Annotated in this window: 14 protein-coding genes; 10 read left to right on the top strand and 4 right to left on the bottom strand. The window is 63.7% G+C overall.

Translation table 11 applies throughout. The features are described 5' to 3' along the window. Positions 1-223: 223 nt before the first annotated feature. Positions 224-4,072 carry a DUF3683 domain-containing protein gene (locus E6P07_RS03235; RefSeq protein WP_153974285.1) on the top strand — a complete coding sequence of 1,283 codons (3,849 nt, stop codon included), beginning with the start codon at positions 224-226 and terminating at the stop codon, positions 4,070-4,072. A gap of 130 nt (positions 4,073-4,202) precedes the next feature. Here E6P07_RS03235 and E6P07_RS03240 read toward each other — a convergent pair whose 3' ends face one another. After that, a complete protein-coding gene (locus E6P07_RS03240) occupies positions 4,203-5,138 on the bottom strand; it encodes a LysR substrate-binding domain-containing protein (RefSeq protein ID WP_153974286.1) in 936 nt (311 codons plus the stop codon). A gap of 305 nt (positions 5,139-5,443) precedes the next feature. On the opposite strand from E6P07_RS03240, the gene clpB reads away from it, so the two are divergent. From clpB to mgtE, 4 genes are all read left to right on the top strand, one after another. Next, positions 5,444-8,041: an ATP-dependent chaperone ClpB gene (clpB, locus tag E6P07_RS03245; RefSeq protein WP_153974287.1), complete on the top strand. Its 2,598-nt coding sequence runs from the start codon at positions 5,444-5,446 to the stop codon at positions 8,039-8,041. Between the two features lie 179 nt (positions 8,042-8,220). Next, positions 8,221-9,999: an ExeA family protein gene (locus E6P07_RS03250; protein WP_153974288.1), complete on the top strand. Its 1,779-nt coding sequence runs from the start codon at positions 8,221-8,223 to the stop codon at positions 9,997-9,999. After that, positions 9,996-10,826 carry a general secretion pathway protein GspB gene (locus E6P07_RS03255; protein ID WP_153974289.1) on the top strand — a complete coding sequence of 277 codons (831 nt, stop codon included), beginning with the start codon at positions 9,996-9,998 and terminating at the stop codon, positions 10,824-10,826. The genes E6P07_RS03250 and E6P07_RS03255 overlap by 4 nt, the downstream gene beginning before the upstream one ends. Before the next feature lie 81 nt (positions 10,827-10,907). Next, entirely contained in the window at positions 10,908-12,350 is a 1,443-nt protein-coding gene (mgtE, locus tag E6P07_RS03260; protein ID WP_153974290.1) for a magnesium transporter, read from the top strand. Between the two features lie 149 nt (positions 12,351-12,499). On the opposite strand, the gene E6P07_RS03265 is transcribed toward mgtE, so the two are convergent. Further along, a complete protein-coding gene (locus tag E6P07_RS03265; RefSeq protein WP_153974291.1) occupies positions 12,500-12,985 on the bottom strand; it encodes a peptidylprolyl isomerase in 486 nt (161 codons plus the stop codon). A 170-nt stretch (positions 12,986-13,155) separates the two neighbouring features. Beyond that, complete coding sequence (locus E6P07_RS03270; RefSeq protein WP_153974292.1) at positions 13,156-14,073, bottom strand: LysR family transcriptional regulator; 918 nt, start codon at positions 14,071-14,073, stop codon at positions 13,156-13,158. 229 nt (positions 14,074-14,302) lie between these two features. Here E6P07_RS03270 and E6P07_RS03275 point away from each other — a divergent pair, with 229 nt between their 5' ends. From E6P07_RS03275 to E6P07_RS03290, 4 genes are all read left to right on the top strand, one after another. Next, complete coding sequence (locus E6P07_RS03275) at positions 14,303-15,721, top strand: form I ribulose bisphosphate carboxylase large subunit (RefSeq protein ID WP_153974293.1); 1,419 nt, start codon at positions 14,303-14,305, stop codon at positions 15,719-15,721. A gap of 116 nt (positions 15,722-15,837) precedes the next feature. Continuing rightward, on the top strand, positions 15,838-16,194 hold the full coding sequence (locus E6P07_RS03280; RefSeq protein ID WP_153974294.1) for a ribulose bisphosphate carboxylase small subunit: 357 nt from the start codon (positions 15,838-15,840) through the stop codon (positions 16,192-16,194). Positions 16,195-16,370: 176 nt separating this feature from the next. Further along, positions 16,371-17,177, top strand: a complete 807-nt coding sequence (locus tag E6P07_RS03285; RefSeq protein ID WP_153974295.1) for a CbbQ/NirQ/NorQ/GpvN family protein — start codon at positions 16,371-16,373, stop codon at positions 17,175-17,177. A 41-nt stretch (positions 17,178-17,218) separates the two neighbouring features. Continuing rightward, entirely contained in the window at positions 17,219-19,594 is a 2,376-nt protein-coding gene (locus E6P07_RS03290; protein WP_153974296.1) for a nitric oxide reductase activation protein NorD, read from the top strand. Positions 19,595-19,610: 16 nt separating this feature from the next. On the opposite strand, the gene amrS is transcribed toward E6P07_RS03290, so the two are convergent. Then, on the bottom strand, positions 19,611-20,705 hold the full coding sequence (gene amrS, locus E6P07_RS03295) for an AmmeMemoRadiSam system radical SAM enzyme (RefSeq protein WP_153974297.1): 1,095 nt from the start codon (positions 20,703-20,705) through the stop codon (positions 19,611-19,613). Between the two features lie 86 nt (positions 20,706-20,791). Here amrS and tnpA point away from each other — a divergent pair, with 86 nt between their 5' ends. Next, complete coding sequence (gene tnpA / locus E6P07_RS03300) at positions 20,792-21,205, top strand: IS200/IS605 family transposase (protein ID WP_153974298.1); 414 nt, start codon at positions 20,792-20,794, stop codon at positions 21,203-21,205. Positions 21,206-21,207 lie beyond the last annotated feature (2 nt).

The raw sequence follows: 21,207 nt of genomic DNA on the forward strand, positions 1-21,207 counted from the left end.
TTGTCCGGTGTGGGATCCAAGGGCGGCATTTCCGACGCTCGCGTCGGCCTAACACTTTGGGGGTCATCCCGAATGCTTAAAAAGGCCTGCTGGCGACCCTCAGGATTTGAAATAACCGCGATCGCCTGGCTGCTCGACAGATTGCCAAATACCCTGGCCGCTGCCCGAGGGATTTGCAGTAAGATTTGTGCACTGCAAAAATCCCAGCCTTGGTTCAGTCCCCATGCCAGATTCCGCCGCCCGTCTTCGCGAGATCCCCTACAACTACACCTCCTTCTCTGATCGCGAGATCGTCATCCGGTTTCTCGGTGAGCCGATGTGGCGTCTGATCGAGGAGCTGCGCGGCACGCGCCGCACCGGGCGCTCGGCGCGGATGCTGTTTGAGGTGCTAGGCGACATGTGGGTCGTGACCCGTAATCCCTACCTGCAAGACGACCTGCTCGGCGACCTCAAGCGCCGCCGCCTGCTGCTCCAGGCGCTCGATCATCGGCTCGATCAGTTCGAGCGGCGGCTGAACGGCAACCAGCGTGCGGCCGAACTGCTGGCCGCGACCCGCGCGGCGGTACGGCGTTTCGGCGATTGGTTCGAAGAGGAGAGGCGCCAGCGCGCGCGTCTGCGGCAGGCGCTCGCCGGGATCACGCGCCCCGACAATCTCGATTTCGGGGGCCTGGCGCGCGTCTCGCACGCCACCGATGCCACCGACTGGCGCGTCGAGCTGCCATTCGTGGTCATCACGCCCGATACCGAGGCCGAGGTCGCGCCCATCGTGCGCGCCTGTATCGACTGCGGCCTGACGCTCATCCCGCGCGGCGGCGGCACCGGTTATACCGGCTCGGCCGTGCCCCTGCATCCACTGACCGCCGTCATCAATACCGAAAAGCTCGACCGGCTCTCGGAGGTCGAGTGGGTGAGGCTGCCAGGCGTCGAGGGTCTGGTCCCGACGGTGCAATGCGAGGCCGGGGTGGTGACGCGCCGGGTGGCGGATCTGGCCGAGTCCCACGGGCTGGTATTTGCGGTCGATCCGACCTCGCAGGACGCCTCCTGCATCGGCGGCAACATCGCCATGAATGCCGGCGGCAAGAAGGCGGTGCTCTGGGGGACGGCGCTCGACAATCTGGTCTCTTGGCGCATGGTCACCCCCCAGGCCGAGTGGCTTGCGATCGAGCGTCTGGATCACAACCTAGGCCGGATCCACGATCAGGAGCGAGTGCGCTTCCGGCTCTCGCGCCTTGCCCCAGATGGCAAGACCCCGCGCGGCGAGCCCGAGATCCTGGAGATACCCGGATCGAGCTTCCGCACGGTTGGACTCGGCAAGGACGTGACCGACAAGTTCCTTTCCGGACTGCCTGGGGTACAGAAAGAGGGCTGCGACGGCATCATCACCTCGGCACGCTTCGTGCTGCATCGGATGCCAGGACAGGTGCGCACCCTGTGTCTGGAGTTCTTCGGCACCGACCTGGACCTGGCGGTCCCGGCGATCGTCGAGATCAAGGCCCTGATCGAGTCGCGTCCGGATGTGCAGATCGCCGGTCTGGAACACCTCGACGAACGCTATGTACGCGCTGTCGGCTATGCGACCAAGTCGGCCCGGCGCGAGCTGCCGAAGATGGTCCTGATCGCCGATCTGGTCAGCGACGACGAGGCCGCCCTCAGCGCCGCCGCCGAGCAGGTGGTCGCCATCGCCCGCCGCCGCCAGGGCGAGTGTTTTATCGCCATCAGCCCCGAGGCGCGCAAGCGGTTTTGGCTCGACCGTGCGCGCACGGCGGCCATCTCGCGCCATACCAATGCCTTCAAGATCAACGAAGACGTGGTCATCCCGCTCGAGCGGCTCGCCGACTACAGCCGGGGGATCGAGCGGATCAATATCGAACAGTCGATCAAGAACAAGGACGCCATCTTGGCGGCGATCCTCGCCTATCTGGACGCCGAGCTGCCCTCGATACCATTCGGGGATGATGAGGGCTCAGACGAGGCGCGCGCCATCTTGGAGTCCAAACGCAAGGCCGCGCACGACCTGGTGCAACAGGTGCGTACCCGTTGGCAGGCCATCTTGGACCAGCTCGACCGACCGGCCGCTGAGGTGCTCGATCTGCTCGACGCGACCGCACGGTCACGACTACGACCAGGCGACACCCTCGCGAATCTGATGCTGCGTCGCGATCTGCGCCAGTCGCTCCGCGCCGAGGTCAGAGGACCTTTGAACGAGATCTTCTCAGGTCAGGAGTGGGCCTCGGTACGCGAGCGTCTGCACGCCATCCATCGTCAGGTACGCGAATCGCGTCTGTTCGTCGCCCTGCACATGCATGCCGGTGACGGCAACGTCCACACCAACATCCCGGTCCATTCGTCTGATTACGCCATGCTCCAGGAGGCCGACCGGGTGGTGGCACGCATCATGACTCTGGCGACCGGACTCGGCGGGGTCATCTCGGGTGAACACGGCATCGGGATCACCAAGCTCCAATTCTTGGAACCGGAGAAGCTCGCGGCCTTCGTCGCCTATAAGCAGCGCGTCGATCCGCAGCAGGTGTTCAATCGCGGCAAGCTGATGCCGGGATCAGGGCTAGACAGGGCCTACACCCCCTCGCTGCGCCTGGTCGAGCAGGAGGCGATCATCCTGGAAGAGACCGAGCTCGGCGCGCTCAACGACGCGGTCAAGCACTGTCTGCGCTGCGGCAAGTGCAAGCCCCAGTGCATGACCCATGTCCCGCGCGCCAATCTGCTTTATTCACCGCGCAACAAGATCCTCGGCACTGGGCTGATCATCGAGGCCTTTCTGTATGAAGAGCAGACCCGGAGGGGGCTGTCGCGGCGTCATTTCGAGGCCATGAACGACCTCGCCGATCACTGCACCGTCTGTCACAAGTGTCTGCCCCCCTGCCCGGTCAAGATCGACTTCGGCGCCGTGACCATGCGCCTGCGCCGCATCCTGGTCGAACGCCATCAGATGCGCTTCAGTCCGGGTGCCTGGGCGGCGATGCAGTTCTTGAACCGCGCCGATCCGCGTGCGATTCGCTTGATGCGCCTGGGGCTGGCCGAATGGGGCTTTAAGGCCCTGAATCAGGCCCATCGTCTGGCCAAGACCCTGGGATTGACGCAGAAGCGTATCGCTCAGCCCGGCTCGACCACTGGGCACCCGGCGCTCGCTGGTCAGATGGTCGAGCTGGTCGGGCGCTCATTACACGTCCCCTTGCCCAAGCGCACCTTCCGCGAGGTGCTGCAACTGGAAGACCGCACCCAGGTGCCGATCCTGCGTGACCCGCGCCTGGCCGAGGAGGCCGAGGCCGTCTTTTACTTCCCCGGCTGCGGCTCGGAGCGACTGTATTCGGATATCGGTCTGGCCACGCTCGCCCTGCTCTGGGGGCAGGGGGTACAGACCGTGCTACCGCCAGGGTACCTGTGCTGCGGTTATCCGCAGGGCGCGGCTGGTCTCGAAGAACGCGGACGCCGGATCACCATGGAGAATCGTGTGCTGTTCCATCGCGTGGCCAATACCCTGAACTATTTGGATATCGACACCGTGATCGTCTCTTGCGGCACCTGCATGGATCAGTTGCTCACCTACGAGTTCGAGCGCATCTTCCCTGGGTGTCGCCTGCTCGACATCCATGAGTGGCTGATGGAACGGGGCGTCACCTTGGAGGGCACGATGGGCGTGCAGTATCTCTATCACGACCCCTGTCATACCCCGATGAAGACCTATGCACCGCTTAGGGTCGCGGCCAGTCTGATGGGCCAGCCGGTGCGGCTCTCGGATCGCTGTTGCGGCGAGGCCGGGACCCTCGGCGCCACCCGGCCCGACATCGCCAACCAGGTACGCTTCCGCAAACAGGAGGAGCTGATCGAAGGCATCCGGGCCCTGACCGGACGCGAGCGGGTCGAAGACGACTCGGTCAAGTTGCTTACGGCCTGTCCGGCCTGTCAGCAGGGGCTGGGACGTTATCAGGATGACACGGGGCTTAAGACCGACTATCTCGTGGTCGAGCTGGCCGAGCGTCTGCTCGGTGCCGGCTGGCGCGAGCGCTTCATCGCCCGGGTCCGGGCGGATGGGATCGAGCGGGTCTTGCTGTAGTCCGGGCTGGATGCCACACCCACATCGATGTCCATGATGCGTCATCTTGCCGGGATCGCTCCGTAAGCCAGAGGCACCGGCCAAGCCCGGTCGGGCCAGACCCGACCGACCACAAGTGGATGCTGGTCCGTTAGTCTGGAGGCTTAGGCGGCAGGGGTTTGACCGTGTCCGGCAGATGGTCGCGGATGACGGCGGCAAAGGACTCCAGTGTCTGGCGGCGCGGGAAACTCTTGCGGAAGACCAGCGAGATGCGCCGGTAGGCATCGGGCAGTGTGGCCAGTGAGCGGGTGACGATCCCGCTGTCGCCCATCCAGCCGCCACGTATCGCCAGCGCCGGAATGAGCGTGCAGCCGAAACCGGCGCGCACCAGCTGCAGCAGCGTCTCCAGGCTGGATGCGCGTAGATCGGCCATCTCGCCGCGATGGGGGCGCTCGCTCAGATGGCAGACCTCCATCACCTGATGGGTCAGGCAGTGACCGTCGGCCAGCAGCAGCAGCTCGATGTGTTCCAGATCCTGGGATGTGATCTCGGGGTGGTTTTGGAGCGGATGGTTGACGGGATGGGCCAACCAAAAGGGTTCCTCGAACAGCGGCAAGGTATTGAAGTCGTTTTCGTCGACGTCCGTGGCCAGGAGCGCGGCGTCGATCTCGTGGCGCGCCAGCCGACCGAGCAGTAGATCGGTGATCTCCTCGGAGAGGACCAGCCTGAGCTTGGGATAGGTCTGCTTGAGCGGTAGCAGGATCAATGGCATCAGATAGGGACTGAGCGTTGGGATGGCGCCGATACGCAGCGGCCCGGACATGGGATCCTGATGGGCGCGCGCCACCTGTTCGATGGCCTCGGCCTGTTCGAGCGCCAGCCGCGCATGGACGAGGATGGCCTCGCCGACCGGGGTGATCTCGACTGAGCGGTTGGTGCGCTCGAAGATGACGACGCCAAGCTCGTCCTCCAGCTTCTTGATCTGACCGCTCAGGGTCGGCTGGCTGACAAAGCAGCGTTCGGCGGCGCGCCCGAAATGGCGCGTCTCGGCCACGGCGAGGATGTATTTGAGGTCGCGTAGGTTCACGCGCGCATGATAGCGGAAATCGGCGTGGGTGCGCTCCCCCCATTGGCACCTGCATCCTCTATCATCGGATGCGACCCGGCGTCCCAAGCTATGCCGATTGGCTAACCTGGCACCGATGAGGTGCGTGATGAACTCATCCACGGTGTGGCCTGGATGATGGCCCTGGCGTCTCATGCCCCCAGCGAGCCGACTCCCTCCCGGTGCGAATCCGGCGGCGATCGGTGGAAGACGCCGGCTTGATTCGTGTGCCGCGGCGCCCCAATTCCCGGATCAAACGACCGGAATTTTTTTATGGAGACCTCATCGTGAGACAGGACAAACTGACCGCCAAGTTCCAACTGGCCCTGGCCGACGCCCAGAGTCTGGCCCTGGGGCGCGATCATCAGTTCATCGAACCCATCCATCTGATGGTGGCCCTCTTGGATCAGGAGGGCGGCACCGTCCGCCATCTACTCACCAAGGCCGATGTCAACGTCAACAAGCTGCGTTCGATGCTCGGCGAGGCGCTCGAACGCCTGCCGACCGTGCAGGGCGTGGGTGGCGACGTCCACATCAGCAACGACCTCGCACGCCTGCTCAACCTCACCGACAAGCTCGCCCAGCAGCGCAACGATCAGTACATCTCTTCCGAACTCTTTGTCCTCGCTGCGCTAGAGGACAAAGGCACCCTCGGCAACGCCTTGCGCGAGGCCGGGGCCAGCAAGACGGCGATCGAACAGGCCATCCAGACCCTGCGCGGCGGGCAGTCGGTGAACGATCCCAACGCCGAGGAACAGCGCCAGGCGCTCGAAAAATACACCATCGACCTGACCGAGCGCGCCGAGCAGGGCAAGCTCGATCCCGTCATCGGGCGCGACGATGAGATCCGCCGCACCATCCAGGTGTTGCAGCGGCGCACCAAGAACAACCCGGTGCTGATCGGTGATCCCGGTGTGGGCAAGACCGCGATCGTCGAGGGTCTGGCCCAGCGCATCGTCAACGGTGAGGTGCCCGAGGGCCTAAAGCACAAACGCCTGCTGGCGCTCGACATGGCCGCACTGATCGCCGGTTCCAAGTTCCGCGGCGAGTTCGAGGAACGGCTCAAGGCGGTCCTGAACGACATCGCCCGGCAGGAGGGCAATGTCATCCTGTTCATCGATGAGCTCCATACCATGGTCGGCGCCGGCAAGGCCGAGGGCGCCATGGATGCCGGCAACATGCTCAAGCCGGCCCTGGCGCGCGGCGAGCTGCACTGCGTCGGTGCGACCACACTCGACGAATATCGCAAATATATCGAGAAGGACGCCGCGCTCGAACGCCGGTTTCAGAAGGTGCTGGTCGATGAGCCGAGCGTCGAGGACACCATCGCCATCCTGCGCGGCCTGAAGGAACGTTATGAGGTCCATCACGCGGTCGAGATCACCGACTCGGCGATCGTCGCCGCGGCCACGCTCTCGCATCGCTATATCACCGACCGCCAGCTGCCAGACAAGGCGATCGATCTGATCGACGAGGCCGCCTCGCGCATCCGCATGGAGATCGACTCCATGCCCGAGGAGATGGATCGGCTCGACCGGCGTCTGATCCAGCTCAAGATCGAGCGCGAGGCGTTGAAGAAGGAATCCGATGAGGCCTCCAAGAAGCGTCTGGCCGACCTGGAGGGTCAGATCCAGCGTCTTGAGCGCGAGTTCGCCGATCTCGATGAGATCTGGAAGGCCGAGAAGGCCGCGGTCCAGGGCGCCGCCCACATCAAGGAGGCACTCGACCGGGTACGTCTCGAGATGGAGACCGCGCGTCGGGCCGGCGATTGGGCGCGCATGTCCGAGCTGCAATACGGGCGGATCCCCGAGTTGGAGAGACAGCTGGCCGCGGCGACCGCCGTCGAGCGCAGTGAGAACCGGCTCTTGCGCAACAAGGTCACCGAGGAAGAGGTCGCCGAGGTGGTCTCCAAATGGACCGGCATCCCGGTGTCCAAGATGCTGGAGGGCGAGCGCGACAAGCTGTTACGCATGGAGTCTGAGATCGAACAGCGCGTCGTCGGCCAGCGCGAGGCGGTGCGCGCGGTGAGCGATGCCGTGCGGCGCTCGCGCGCCGGGCTGTCCGATCCCGGGCGCCCGATCGGCTCCTTCCTATTCCTCGGACCCACAGGCGTCGGCAAGACCGAGCTGTGCAAGGCGCTCGCCGCCTTCCTGTTCGACACCGAGGAGGCCATGGTTCGGATCGATATGTCCGAGTTCATGGAGAAGCACTCGGTTGCCCGACTCATCGGCGCACCGCCCGGGTATGTCGGCTATGAAGAGGGCGGGTATCTCACCGAGGCCATCCGCCGTCGGCCCTATAGCCTGATCCTGCTCGATGAGGTCGAAAAGGCGCACCCGGACGTCTTCAACGTCCTGCTCCAGGTGCTCGACGACGGGCGTCTGACCGACGGTCAGGGACGGACGGTCGATTTCCGCAATACCGTCATCGTCATGACCTCCAATCTGGGGTCCGAGGTCATCCAGCAGCTGGCGGGCGAGTCGAGATATGACCAAATGAAGGCCGCAGTGATGGAGATCGTACGCCGCGCCTTCCGCCCCGAGTTCATCAATCGCCTGGACGAGATCGTGGTCTTCCACCCGCTGCAACCGGAGCAGATCCGGGCGATCGCACGGATCCAGATCCGCTATCTGCAACAGCGTCTGGCCGAGCGCGACATGACGCTCGAGGTCAGCGATGCCGCGCTCGATCATTTGGGCGCCGCCGGGTTTGACCCGGTCTATGGCGCGCGTCCGCTCAAGCGCGCCATCCGTGCCCAGCTCGAGAATCCGCTGGCCCAGGAGATCCTGTCCGGCAAATTTGGGCCGGGTGATCTGATCGAGGTCGGTCTAAAAAACAACCGGCTGACCTTCGAGCGGGTGTTGCGGGGTGAGCTGGTCGACTGAGGGGCCGCGAGGGCGGTTCGCTTGACGCCTCCAAGCCCCCTGACTAACCTCTCGCCAATCCACCGGGCGCGCCCTGATGGGTGCCCGGTTCCAGCCATCTGCGCCCCGCGCCAGACATCCAAGTCGATCAGCCAACCCGCTTATGGCGCGGGCGCGTATCCTACTATCGAGCGGCTAGCGTGTACCCGAAATATTTTGGGCTCAAGGAGCCCAGTTTCTCGATCGCCCCGGACCCGCACTATCTGTTCCTGAGCGACCAGCATCGGGAGGCGCTGGCGCATCTGCTCTATGGGGCCAACGAGAGCGGCGGCTTTGTGCTCCTGACTGGCGAGGTCGGCACCGGTAAGACCACGGTCTGCCGTGCCTTCCTAGAACAACTCCCCCCGGGTGTCGAGGTGGCGCTCATCCTCAATCCAGTCCAAACGCCCAACGAGCTCTTGACCAACATCTGTGAGGAGTTTCGCATCCCGCTGCCGCGCGGCAAACGCTCCAACAAGGTGCTGATCGACGCGCTCAATGGCTTTCTGCTGAACGCCTATGCCAATGGTCGGCGGCCGTTGCTCATTATCGACGAGGCGCAGAACCTGTCGCGTCAGGCGCTGGAACAGATCCGATTATTGACCAACCTGGAGACCACCAAGCACAAACTGCTGCAGATCTTCCTGATCGGCCAGCCCGAGCTGCGGCGCTTGCTGGAGACCCAGGCGCTGCGCCAGCTCAACCAGCGCATCACAGCGCGCTTCCATCTGACGCCGCTCGATCTCGCCGAGACGGGCGACTACATCCGCCATCGTCTGGCAGTGGCCGGCGTCGATCGTCCGCTGTTCACGGCACGCGCCATTCGGCGTATCCATGAATGTTCAGGCGGCATCCCGAGGCTGATCAATATCCTCTGCGATCGCGCGCTGCTTGGCGCCTGCGTGACCCGTGGCTCCCAGGTCGATTCGGACATCGTGACCACGGCGGCACGCGAGGTGCAGGGCGAGGCATTCGAGGGTTCGTCGCCGCACTCAACCCGACGTCTGCTGCTGATCGCACTGGCATCATTCAGCCTGGCGACCCTCCTTGGCTTACTGGCACAGACACTGATCACACCAGACTGGCGCGAGCGTCTGGCTGGCTGGTGGTCGGGTACGAACGGGTTCAGGGCGCTCATCGAATCCGTGTTCCAGCTGGGGTCCGGTCCAGCCTTGGATGGGGGCGCGACCGCCGCGGCTACACCCGTCCAGGTCGAATCGGTGCCGAGGACGGACGTGCCTGCGCCTCTAGACTCGTCCTTGCCGGCGGCGCCCGAGGAGCCCCCGGGCGCGTCGTCGCCGGGATCGATCGCGTCCCTGGCGCTGCCCGAGTCTGAGGCCATGCGCGTGCTGTTGCGCCGTTGGGGGCTGAATCTCAAGACGACAGTCACAGGTGATCTCTGTGCCCATATCCGCCCGCTCGGTTTGGGATGCGAGTCTGAACAGGGACGCCTAAGCCATGTGCGGTTCTTCAATCTGCCAGCATTGCTGCGTGTGGCCGATCAGGACGGCGCATCACGCTATCTCGTGCTGGGCGAGCTGGACGCCACGAAGGCTACACTCGATCAGCGCGATGGCCAAACGCGCGTGCCCGCGACCGAGCTGGAATCGGTCTGGAGCGGCGACTATCGCCTGGTCTGGCAGTTGCCGCCGGGCGGTACGACCCTGATCCGACCGGGGGCGGTTGGCGAGGAGGTGCGCTGGCTGCGCGATCTGCTCTCGCGGGTGCCTGGGCTGGCGATGCTGCCCGGACCAGCCGATCGCTATGATGTGACGCTGGAGAGTGCGCTGCGTGCCTTCCAGGCATCCAAGGGATTGACGGCTGATGGAGTCGCCGGCCCACGTACCTTTATCGCGCTTTATCAGTCGGCTGGATTGGATGGGATCCCCCGGCTCGACGAGCGCCTGGCAACCAAGATATCCATGGAGATCAGGCCATGAGCTACATCCTGGAGGCGCTCAAGAAATCCCAGCAGGAACGCGGACTGGGTCAGGTGCCAACACTGGATGCCAGTGGCCTGTTCGTCGAGGATCGCGAACCCCAGGTGACGCATCATTGGGCGCTGCTCGCCATCGGTCTGGCCGTATTGGCAGTGGTGATCGCCCTCTATGCCGCGTTCAGGGGGGCGCGACCTGTTCCAGTCCCCATGACGATCCTGGATGCGTCCAGGGTCGAGCCGGCGCTCCTGCCCCAATCGACACCCACCCCGCCCCAGGTGCCTCTGGTCGAGCCGCCGCCGCCCAAACCCGCGCCATCGCGTCCGAGCGCGCCTGAGTCCGAGTCTGCTCCTGTGGTGCGTGTCGAGCCGCCAAGCCAGACCGCCGCTCCAGACGTCGATCCCGAGTGGGAGATGAACCTGCTGCGTCAGCTGGAAGCCGAGCAGGCCGCGATGAAAGCGGCGCGTGAGGTCCTGGAGGAACCGCCCCGGGTGGCGCCGGTGCCGGACGACCTGATCCAGGACATCGAGTCCTTCAAGCAGCAAGTGCGGCGCGAGCAGGGCGTGGCGCCGACGTCTCGGCGCGCGCCGGTCGAGACCCAGGATGACCCAAGGCGCCTGAAGCTCACGCCCCAGCAGCAGGCCGCTGTACCCGCCTATCTGATGACCGTGCATGTCTATGACCCGGATGTCACCAAACGCTTCGTCGTCATCAATTCGCTGCGCTACCACGAGGGCGAGGAGACGCGTGAGGGTCTGCGCGTGGAGCGGATTCTCCAGGATGGAGCCGTGCTCAGTTATCTCGGAAATCCCTTTTTCGTGTCCCGTTGACCGCTGTGTCCACTTGAACCGTCCCGCACCCGATCGGCGGGGCGTCATACCAACAGATCCGACCTAAAACTGGGTGCCTCGATGACCGAGCCAATGCCCCAGGACTCAGACGTCCTGCAACGCCATTTACGCGATATCCGCGAACTCCTTTCGCGTCAGCGTCTGGTCGAGGATCTGATGCACCGCCAGCACGGTTCACACCAGGATCTGGTCGATACCATTACCCACCGTCAGACGCTCAGCTGGATCAGGCGCAAGCTCGATCGGCTGCATCCGGCCGACATCGCCTACATCCTGGAGGCCCTACCGCGCGATCAGCGCCAACTGGTCTGGGATCTGGTGCGCGCCGACAAGGATGGCGAGATCCTGCTCGAGGTCTCAGACGCGGTACGCCCCTCGCTGATCGAGACCATGGACAGCGACGAGATCCGCGCCGCGGCCGAGACGCTCGATGCCGATGAGCTGGCGGATCTAGTGCCTGATCTACCGCCCGAGGTGGTGGAGGATGTACTTGAGTCACTTGATTACGAGGACCGCGAGCATGTGCGAGCGGCCATGTCCTATCCGGAGGACTCCGTCGGGGCGCTGATGGACTTCGACATGGTCACGGTGCGCGAGGACGTGACCCTGGAGGTGGTGCTGCGTTATCTGCGTCGCTTCGAGGCGCTGCCGGATCACACCGACAAACTCATCGTCGTCGATCGCGAGGAACGTCTGCGCGGTATCCTGACCCTGGAGTCGCTGCTCATCAACGAACCGGAGCGGCTCGTCTCCGAGGTCATGAACGCCGAGTCGCTCCTGACCTTCAGACCGGAGGACGATGCGGATGAGGCCGCCGCGGCCTTCGAGCGTTATGATCTGATTTCAGTGCCGGTGATCGACGCCGAGCGGCGCGTCATCGGGCGGGTGACGGTCGCTGACATGGTCGATCGGATTCGCGAAGAGTCCGAGGCCGAGATCCTCAGCCATGCCGGTCTACGTGAGGAAGAGGACATCTTTGCGCCCGTGATGCGCTCGGTGCGCAATCGCTGGGCCTGGTTGGCGATCAATCTGGTGACCGCCTTCGTCGCCTCGCGGGTAATCGATCTGTTCGAGGACACGATTGCCCAACTGGTGGCCCTGGCGGCGCTCATGCCGATCGTCGCCGGGATCGGTGGTAATGCGGGGAATCAGACCATCACCATGATCGTGCGTGCGATCGCCATCGGTCAGGTCGATCCCTCGGCGCTGTGGCGGCTCCTCGGCAAGGAGGTCGGGGTGGCCCTGATCAACGGCCTGATCTGGGGCGGGGTGATCGGTGTGATTGTCTGGTTTCTCTATGGCAACTTGTCGCTCAGCCTGGTCATGACCGCCGCCATGACGCTCAATCTGTTGCTGGCGGCTACGGCTGGGGTATTGATCCCGCTGATGCGTCAGCGGCTCGGCCGCGATCCGGCACTCGGAAGCTCGGTGATGATCACGGCGCTGACCGACTCGGGCGGGTTCTTCATCTTCCTGGGGTTGGCGACGCTGTTTTTGCTTTGAGTGTGGAGCGCCGGGGAGGGGCGGGTCGGCTGGGGCGGCGACCGGGGGCGCCGTGAATCCTGCCCTGGCGGCTTGACGACCGCCGCCAGGCGGTCGAGACACCTCCACCAGCCGAACCGCCCTGTGGGCCTTGTGGCGGCTGCCGGGGGTCAGACGATCTCGGCCCTTTCGATGATCACGTCATCCACCGGCACATCCTGATAGCCGGCGCGGCTGCCGGTACGCACGCCCTTGATGGCGTTGACCGTCTCCATGCCCCCGACCACGCGCCCGAAGACGCAATAGCCCCAGCCATCCTGACCCGGATAGTCGAGGAAGTCGTTGTCGGCGACATTGATAAAGAACTGGCAAGTCGCCGAGTGCGGCTGCATGGTGCGCGCCATGGCGAGGGTGCCGGTCTGGTTCTTGAGCCCGTTCTTGGCCTCGTTCTCGATCGGGGCGCGGGTAGGCTTCTGGGTAAAGTCCGGGGTCATACCGCCACCCTGGATCATGAAGCCGTCGATGACGCGGTGAAACAGTGTGCCATCATAGTGGCCGTCACGGACATACTGCTCGAAGTTGGCACAGGTCTTGGGGGCCTTCTCGGTGTCGAGTTCGATCAGGATCTCGCCGTGGTTGGTGGTCAGTTTGATCATTCGATAATTGCTCCGAGTGGTGTGGATGACGGCTCAGGCCGAGCGCGTTCAGGGTGGGTGAAACCAAAGCGGATTTAAACCGCAAAGGCGGTAAGGATGCAAAGGAAGACGCGGGATCTCGCAATCGCCAGGCGTCGAGACCTTTGTGCCTTGGCTGTTTATGAAATTGTTCAGGGTCTGGGCCAGTATGGCGCGGCGATCGCCGGCGCTTCAGTCAGCACGAAGTCGCGGAAGGCACTGGCCGCCGGCGAGAGCCGCTTGCCGCGCCGATAGACCAGATACCACTGACGCCGATCCGGAAACCCCTCGACATCGAGGATCACCAACCGCCCGGTCTCCAGCTCCAGCTCGATGGTGTGTAGCGAGACCACGCTCAGCCCCAGCCCCGAGCGCACCGCCTGCTTGACCGCCTCGTTGCGCGTCATCTGCATCCCGTGTCGAATCTTCTGCCCGCGCTCGCTGAAGAAGCGCTCCATCGCCTGCCGGGTGCCTGAGCCTTCCTCGCGCATCACAAACACCTCATCGGCCAGCCGCGCCAATGGGATATTGCGCTCCCCGGCCAGTGGATGATCTGGTGGGGCGATCACCACCAGCGGATTGTCCATGAAGGCCTCCGACTCGACCTCGACATCCCGTGGTGGCACGCCCATGAGCACCAGATCCACCGTGTTGCTGTCGAGCATCTGCACCAGACTCTCGCGATTGGTGACATCGAGCCTGAGACTGACCCCCGGATGGCGCTGCTGGAAGATGGCCAGGAGACGCGGGGCGAAATAGTTGACCGTGCTGGCCACGGCGATGCTGAGACGGCCACGGTTCAGTCCTTTGAGCGACTCCAGCACCTCCTCCATCTCGCGCAGCGACTGGCCGATGACTCGGCTGTACTGGAACACCTCGCGTCCGGCCTCGGTGACGACGACCTGTTTGCCCAGCCGCTCGAAGAGTGCCAGTCCGATCTCGTCTTCGAGCTGGCGTACCTGCATCGAGACGGCCGGCTGGCTTAGGTGCAGCTCCTCGGCCGCGCGCGTGTAGCTCTTGTGGCGCGCAACGGCCTCGAAGACCCGCAGTTGGCGCAGTGAGACATGCATAGCGGCGGAAGACGCCTCAGAGGATCCGGATAGACAAACACAATGAAATCGATTGATCCATAGATCATAAGCTATGCTTTATATCTCACATAAGCAATATTTAGTAGTAATGATGTGGTTTCCTGCTCAATAATCGCGCCCAGGTTTCGACCAGCGCGCACGATGAAGACACCACGGCGCGGTCGATCCAGACCTTAAAGCGAGAACTCAATCCAGAGGACGATCCAGAATGGCTAAGACCTACAGCGCGGGCGTAAAAGAGTACCGCGAGACCTATTGGATGCCCAATTACACCCCGAAGGACACGGACATCCTGGCCTGCTTCAAGATCACCCCGCAGCCGGGTGTGCCGCGCGAAGAGGCCGCGGCCGCCGTGGCTGCCGAATCCTCGACCGGTACCTGGACTACGGTCTGGACCGACCTCTTGACCGACCTGGATTATTACAAGGGCCGCGCCTACGCCATCGAGGACGTTCCGGGCGACGATACCTGCTTCTATGCCTTCATCGCCTATCCGATCGACCTGTTCGAGGAGGGCTCGGTCGTCAATGTCTTCACCTCGCTGGTCGGCAATGTGTTCGGCTTTAAGGCCGTGCGTGCCCTGCGTCTGGAAGACGTCCGCTTCCCGATCGCCTATGTCATGACCTGCAACGGCCCACCGCACGGCATCCAGGTCGAGCGCGACATCCTGAACAAGTACGGTCGCCCGCTCTTGGGCTGCACCATCAAGCCCAAGCTGGGTCTGTCGGCCAAGAACTATGGGCGCGCGGTCTACGAGTGTCTGCGCGGCGGGCTCGACTTCACCAAGGACGACGAGAACGTCAACTCTCAGCCCTTCATGCGCTGGCGCCAGCGCTTCGACTTCGTCATGGAGGCCATCGACAAGGCCGAGCGTGAGACCGGCGAGCGCAAGGGTCACTATCTGAATGTGACCGCCCCCACGCCAGAAGAGATGTACAAGCGCGCCGAGTACGCCAAGGAGATCGGCGCCCCGATCATCATGCACGACTACATCACCGGCGGCTTCTGCGCCAATACCGGCCTGGCCCAGTGGTGCCGCAACAACGGCGTGCTGCTGCACATCCACCGTGCCATGCACGCGGTGCTGGACCGCAACCCGCACCATGGCATCCACTTCCGCGTCCTGACCAAGATCCTGCGTCTGTCGGGCGGCGATCACCTGCACACCGGCACCGTGGTCGGCAAGCTCGAGGGCGACCGTCAGGCGACCCTGGGCTGGATCGACCTGCTGCGTGAGTCCTACGTCAAAGAAGACCGTTCGCGCGGTATCTTCTTCGATCAGGACTGGGGCGCGATGCCCGGCGCCTTCGCTGTCGCCTCCGGGGGGATCCACGTCTGGCACATGCCGGCGCTGGTGACCATCTTCGGTGACGACTCAGTGCTCCAGTTCGGCGGCGGCACCCTGGGCCATCCTTGGGGTAACGCGGCCGGCGCCTGCGCCAACCGGGTCGCGCTCGAGGCCTGTATCGAGGCCCGCAACCAGGGCATCCCGATCGAGAAGGAGGGCAAGGAGGTGCTCACCAAGGCCGCCGCGCACAGCCCCGAGCTCAAGATCGCCATGGAGACCTGGAAGGAGATCAAGTTCGAGTTCGACTCCGTCGACAAGCTCGACGTCGCGCACAAGTAAGCGTCCGTCCGCCAGCTTTCAGCCACCAGCCAGGGCACCTTCTTCTCGCTGGAGGCTGATCGCTGGACGCTTAAAACCATCGAACCTGAACCCCAATAGTCCGGAGCACCCTACCCATGAGCGACATGCAGGATTACAACTCCAGCCTCGAAGACGTCAACAGCCGCAAGTTTGGGACCTTCTCCTACCTGCCGGCGATGGATGCCGAACGCATCCGCAAGCAGGTCGAGTATATCGTCTCCAAGGGCTGGAACCCGGCCATCGAGCACACCGAGCCGGAGCATGCCTTCGACCACTACTGGTACATGTGGAAGCTGCCGATGTTCGGCGAGACCAATGTCGATGCCATCCTCAAGGAGGCCGAGGCCTGCCACAAGGCGCACCCCAACAACCACGTGCGCCTGATCGGCTACGACAACTACGCTCAGACCAAGGGCGCCGAGATGGTCATCTATCGCGGCAAGCCGGTCTGATCGACCGATCGGTCGGGTACGCCATGCGTACCCGATCTCCGCCGGCAGCTTTAGGCACGCGCCCCTGCTTCCTCATCGAAGGGGCAGGGGCTTCGTTTTGTCCGGACTTTGCGCCGACTCGTCGGCCTGTTTCCACATGACTGGTGCGCCCATCGCACCGCTAGGGGATCGCTTCCATGTCAGACATCGACCGCAATCAATTCCTGATCGACCACGAGCCTTACTATCGACCAGTGGGTAACGAGGTGGCGCTCTACGAGGCGGCCTATTCCGCACGCATGCCGGTCATGCTCAAGGGGCCGACTGGGTGCGGCAAGACCCGGTTCGTCGAATACATGGCCTGGAGACTCGGACGTCCGCTGATCACCGTGGCCTGTAACGAAGACATGACCGCCTCGGACCTGGTCGGGCGCTTCCTGCTCGACATCAATGGCACCAGGTGGCAGGACGGACCGCTGACGGTGGCCGCGCGCATCGGTGCCATCTGCTATCTCGACGAGGTGGTCGAGGCGCGCCAGGACACCACGGTCGTCATCCACCCGCTCACCGACCACAGACGCACACTCCCACTCGAAAAGAAGGGCGAGCTGGTCCGCGCCCATCCCGACTTCCAGATCGTGATCTCCTACAACCCCAACTATCAGAGCCTGATGAAGGACCTGAAGCAGTCCACCAAACAGCGCTTTGGCGCGCTCGATTTCGACTATCCAAACGCCGAGATCGAGTCCGAGATCGTCGCCCACGAGGGTGGGGTTGACCAGGCAACGGCCGAAAGGCTGGTGCAGATCGCGCATCGCAGCCGCAACCTCAAGGGTCACGGGCTCGATGAGGGCATGTCGACCCGGCTCCTGGTCTATGCCGCACAGCTCATCGCCAAGGGCGTCGAGCCGCGGGCAGCGGCCCAGATGGCCCTGGTGCGTCCGCTCACCGACGATCCCGATATGCGCGACACCCTGGATGCGGCGGTCAACACCTACTTCTGACGACTGACGAGCGGCTGGACCTGGCCGGACGGGGACCCCTGATGACGATCGATTTCAGCCAATACCTTGCCTGCCTCAAGGCCGATCCAGCGCACGGGCATGCCCAGGCGCTGGAATCGAGCTATCACGAGGCCGCGCGGGTGATGTCTCCGCGCGGGCTCGAACACTATCTGACCGGCATCCGCGCCATGTGCGACCTCAACAAGGGGCCGGATCTGGTGCTGACCTATGTCCAGGAGATGCCGGGCGTGGCCAAGGAGATCGGCGAGGACATCATCCCGGATGTCGTCAGCGCCCTGATGAAACTGGCCTCGCACACCTCGGGCACCGTGATCCTGATGATCATGGCGACCCTGCCCTTGGCGGCCAGCCGCCTGGGCGACATCGAGTTGATGCGCGGCTATCTCAATCTGCTCCATCAGCTCGCGGGCAAGGCCCCGCGGGGCTTGCGACCCATGATGGAGAACATCGACGAGCTGCTCTCCAAGCTCACGCTCGGCGGCCTGAGGCGCTGGGCGCTGTGGGGGGCGCAGGCCCATGCGCGCGACCTGGATGGTCAACTGGCCTATTTCGGACTCCAGACCGAATCCTCGCGTGCGGTGTTACAGAAGGAGCGGCGCGGCACGCTCTTCGTCGACAACCAGCGCAAGCTCAATTTTTATCTGCGCGCGCTCTGGGGACGGGCCTTCTTCATGCGTCCGACCTCGGGCGACTATGAGTCGCGCGTGGGGCTCAAGCCCTTCATCGAGGATTTTCAGATCCATCTGCCCGACGCCTTTGATACCTGGCGCGGGATCCCGGGGATGGAGATCTATCGCGCCGCCGCTGCGCACTGCGCCGCGCACCTGGTCTATACCACCGCGCCCCTGAGCGCCGAGCAGCTCAATCCGGCGCAGCGCGTGCTCATCGGCCTGTTCGAGGACGCGCGCATCGAGGCGCTGGCGATCCGCGATTTTCCTGGATTGAAGAAACTCTGGCTCCAGTTCTTCACGGCGCCCGCCGCGGGCGATGAGCAGATCGCGCGCCATCCGCTGCTGGACCTGATGATGCGGCTGGCGCGGGCGTTGCTGGACGCCGACTCTCGCGACCCCGAGCCGCTCGTCAACGCCTCGGCCGAGGCCTTCCGTGCCGCCTTCGCCGCGTCGCCTGAGGACAACCGGATCAGTTGGATCGCTGGGGTCGAGTTCTATAACCGCGTGGTCCAGGTCTGCCCCTTGCCCAGTCTGCGCATTCTCGAAGACTGGCCGATCCCCTATCGCGACGACAACGACTATGTCTGGGACTTCGACGAAAACCTGTTCATCGCGCGCGGTCTGGGCCCTCTGCCGGCCAGCCAACATCAGGTGCGGCGCAATGTCAGCGTCATGGAGATGGTCAATGAGGTCGATTGCGAGCTGGCCGGCGACGATGCCCAGGAGATCTGGACCCTCTCTACACCCTTCTGGCTCGATCAGGAGGGCTGCACCATCAATGAGCTGGAAGGCCGTGAGCCGGTCTCCGACCCCTATCACTATCCGGAGTGGGACTATCAGGTGCAGCTCTATCGCCCGGATTGGGCGACCGTGATCGAGCGTCGTCAGGGGCGCGGCGACCCCAAGACCATGGAGGCCATCCTGACCAAGCACAAGCCGGTCGCCAGTCGTATCCGCCATCTGATCGATGCCCTCCAGCCGCAGGGCATCGTGCGCCGGCGCGGCTATGAGGAAGGCGAGGAGCTGGATCTGAACGCCGCGGTGCGCGCCATGATCGACATCCGGCGCGGGGTGATGCCGGATCCGCGCATCAATATCCACATCACCCGCCATGTGCGCGATCTTGCCATCCTGGTGCTGATGGATCTGTCGCAGTCGACCAACGAGAAGGTCGGGGTCAAGGAGGGCGAACCTGGCTATGACGAGGCGCCGAGCATCCTGGACCTGACGCGCGAATCCACGGGGCTTTTGGCCTGGGCGATCGATTCCATTGGGGACAGCTTTGCCGTGCATGGCTTTGCCTCCGACGGGCGGCACGACGTCCAATACTACCGTTTCAAGGACTTCGATCAGCCCTATGACGACGCGGCCAAGTCACGCCTGGCCGGGATGAGGGGTGGACTCTCGACCCGCATGGGCGCGGCCCTGCGTCATGCCGGTTGGCATCTCGGTCGGCAGCCGGCGCAGAAGCGGCTGGTACTGCTGATCACCGATGGCGAGCCGGCCGACATCGACGAGCGCGATCCGCAATATCTGCGTCACGATGCCAAGAAGGCGGTCGAGGACCTGCGCATGAAGGGGATCCACACCTACTGCCTGACCCTCGACCCCGAGGCCGACCGCTATGTGGCGCGCATCTTCGGCGAAAACGGCTATGCGATCGTCGATCATGTCCAACGGCTGCCCGAGCGGTTGCCGGCGGTGTTCGCGGCCCTGACGGGATGATTCGTTCGGATCGAGGTCAGGGCGCCCCCAGGCCAATCCCAGCCACCGGGGTTCGGCAGTCCGGACAGACGCCGTTGCGGATCCGGTTCTCTAAGAGTTGAAAACCATGACGGCGGATGAGTCGCGCGCCACAGCCAGGGCAGTAGGTGTCCTCGCCGCCGCCGGGCAGATTGCCGACATAGACATACCGCAAACCAGCCTCCAGGCCGATCCTGGCGGCGCGTCTCAGGGTCGCTGCAGGCGTTGGGGGGGTATCGGTCATGGAATAAGCCCCATGGAACCGCGAGACATGCCAGGGGATATCGGGCGAGAGTGAATAGATGAAGTGTGCGATGTCACGCAGTTCCTCGTCGGAGTCGTTGATGCCAGGAATCACCAGGGTTGTGATCTCGATCCAGACCCCGAGCGCATGATAGCGCGTGATGGCATCGAGCACCGGTTGGAGCCGGATGCGGCTGAGATGACGATAGCTCTGGTCGCGGAAGAACTTAAGATCCACATTGGCTGCATCCAGCACCTTGGCCAGTTCGCGCTGTGGGGCCTCGTCGATATAGCCGTTGGTGACGAAGAGATTGAGCAATCCGGCTTGGCGGGCGAGACAGGCCGTCTCATAGGCCAACTCATAGAAGATCGTTGGCTCGGTATAGGTGTAAGCGATGGAGACTGCCCCGGACGCCTGGGCTGCGCTCAGGATCTGCGCTGGCGTCACTGGCTCGCCCGGCACGCGGTCGCCGAGTCGCGCCAGTTGGGGACAGAGTGGAGTCTCCTGTGTCGCTAGGGTCTCGCCAGAGTCCAGATGTTTGGGCAGACACTCGCGCGGCCACTGCGAGATCTGCCAGTTCTGACAGAACTCACAGCGTAGATTGCAACCGACCGTGGCGATCGAATAGGTGCTCGAACCTGGATACACATGGAACAGCGGCTTCTTTTCGATCGGATCCAGGCAGCGCGAAACGACCCGATCGGCCACCAGTGTGAAGAGCTCGCCCTGACTGTTGTAGCGCACGGCGCAGACACCGCGTCCGCCATTGGGAATGATGCAGTCGTGTGGACAGAGTCGGCACCGGACGCGCTTGGCGTCAAGCAGGTCGTAAAAGCGTGCTGCCTTCATAGACCCTCCGCAAGGAAACCCGCGACTTGAGTCGCGGGAGGAATGGCGGGTGCGCGAAGCGCGCCATGTGGTGTATAATACACCGCATGGTTGACATAGTAACCAACAGGAACTGCGTCTATCAAACGGCATACCATGTGATCTGGTGTCCGAAGTATCGGCGAGATGTACTGACGGGACTGGTGGCAGAGGAAATGGGGGCGATGCTGGATGCGATTTGCGCGGAGCGCGGCTGGCCGATGATCTCCAAAGAGATTCAGCCCGACCACGTTCACCTGTTTGTCAGCATCCCGCCTGCCATTGCTGTGGCCGATGCCGTAAAAATCCTGAAAGGGACAACGGCGCGCAAGCTGTTTCAGCGGTTTCCGTGGCTCAAGAACCGCCTTTTGGACGGGCATCTGTGGTCGCCCTCCTACTATGTCGGCACGGCAGGTAACGTCAGCGCCGAGACGATCCGGCGCTACATCGAACGATCCGAACACGTCACCAAGCGGCGATAACC

This window comes from Thermochromatium tepidum ATCC 43061 (genome assembly GCF_009664085.1).
Classification (GTDB): Bacteria; Pseudomonadota; Gammaproteobacteria; order Chromatiales; family Chromatiaceae; genus Thermochromatium; species Thermochromatium tepidum.

Coding starts and splice junctions, on each gene's coding strand:
- E6P07_RS03255 (WP_153974289.1), top strand. CDS start 9,996: ATGAGCTACATCCTGGAGGCGCTCAAGAAATCCCAGCAGGAACGCGGA.
- E6P07_RS03285 (WP_153974295.1), top strand. CDS start 16,371: ATGTCAGACATCGACCGCAATCAATTCCTGATCGACCACGAGCCTTAC.
- E6P07_RS03290 (WP_153974296.1), top strand. CDS start 17,219: ATGACGATCGATTTCAGCCAATACCTTGCCTGCCTCAAGGCCGATCCA.
- tnpA (WP_153974298.1), top strand. CDS start 20,792: ATGGTTGACATAGTAACCAACAGGAACTGCGTCTATCAAACGGCATAC.
- mgtE (WP_153974290.1), top strand. CDS start 10,908: ATGACCGAGCCAATGCCCCAGGACTCAGACGTCCTGCAACGCCATTTA.
- E6P07_RS03235 (WP_153974285.1), top strand. CDS start 224: ATGCCAGATTCCGCCGCCCGTCTTCGCGAGATCCCCTACAACTACACC.
- E6P07_RS03265 (WP_153974291.1), bottom strand. CDS start 12,985: ATGATCAAACTGACCACCAACCACGGCGAGATCCTGATCGAACTCGAC.
- E6P07_RS03280 (WP_153974294.1), top strand. CDS start 15,838: ATGAGCGACATGCAGGATTACAACTCCAGCCTCGAAGACGTCAACAGC.
- E6P07_RS03270 (WP_153974292.1), bottom strand. CDS start 14,073: ATGCATGTCTCACTGCGCCAACTGCGGGTCTTCGAGGCCGTTGCGCGC.
- E6P07_RS03275 (WP_153974293.1), top strand. CDS start 14,303: ATGGCTAAGACCTACAGCGCGGGCGTAAAAGAGTACCGCGAGACCTAT.
- amrS (WP_153974297.1), bottom strand. CDS start 20,705: ATGAAGGCAGCACGCTTTTACGACCTGCTTGACGCCAAGCGCGTCCGG.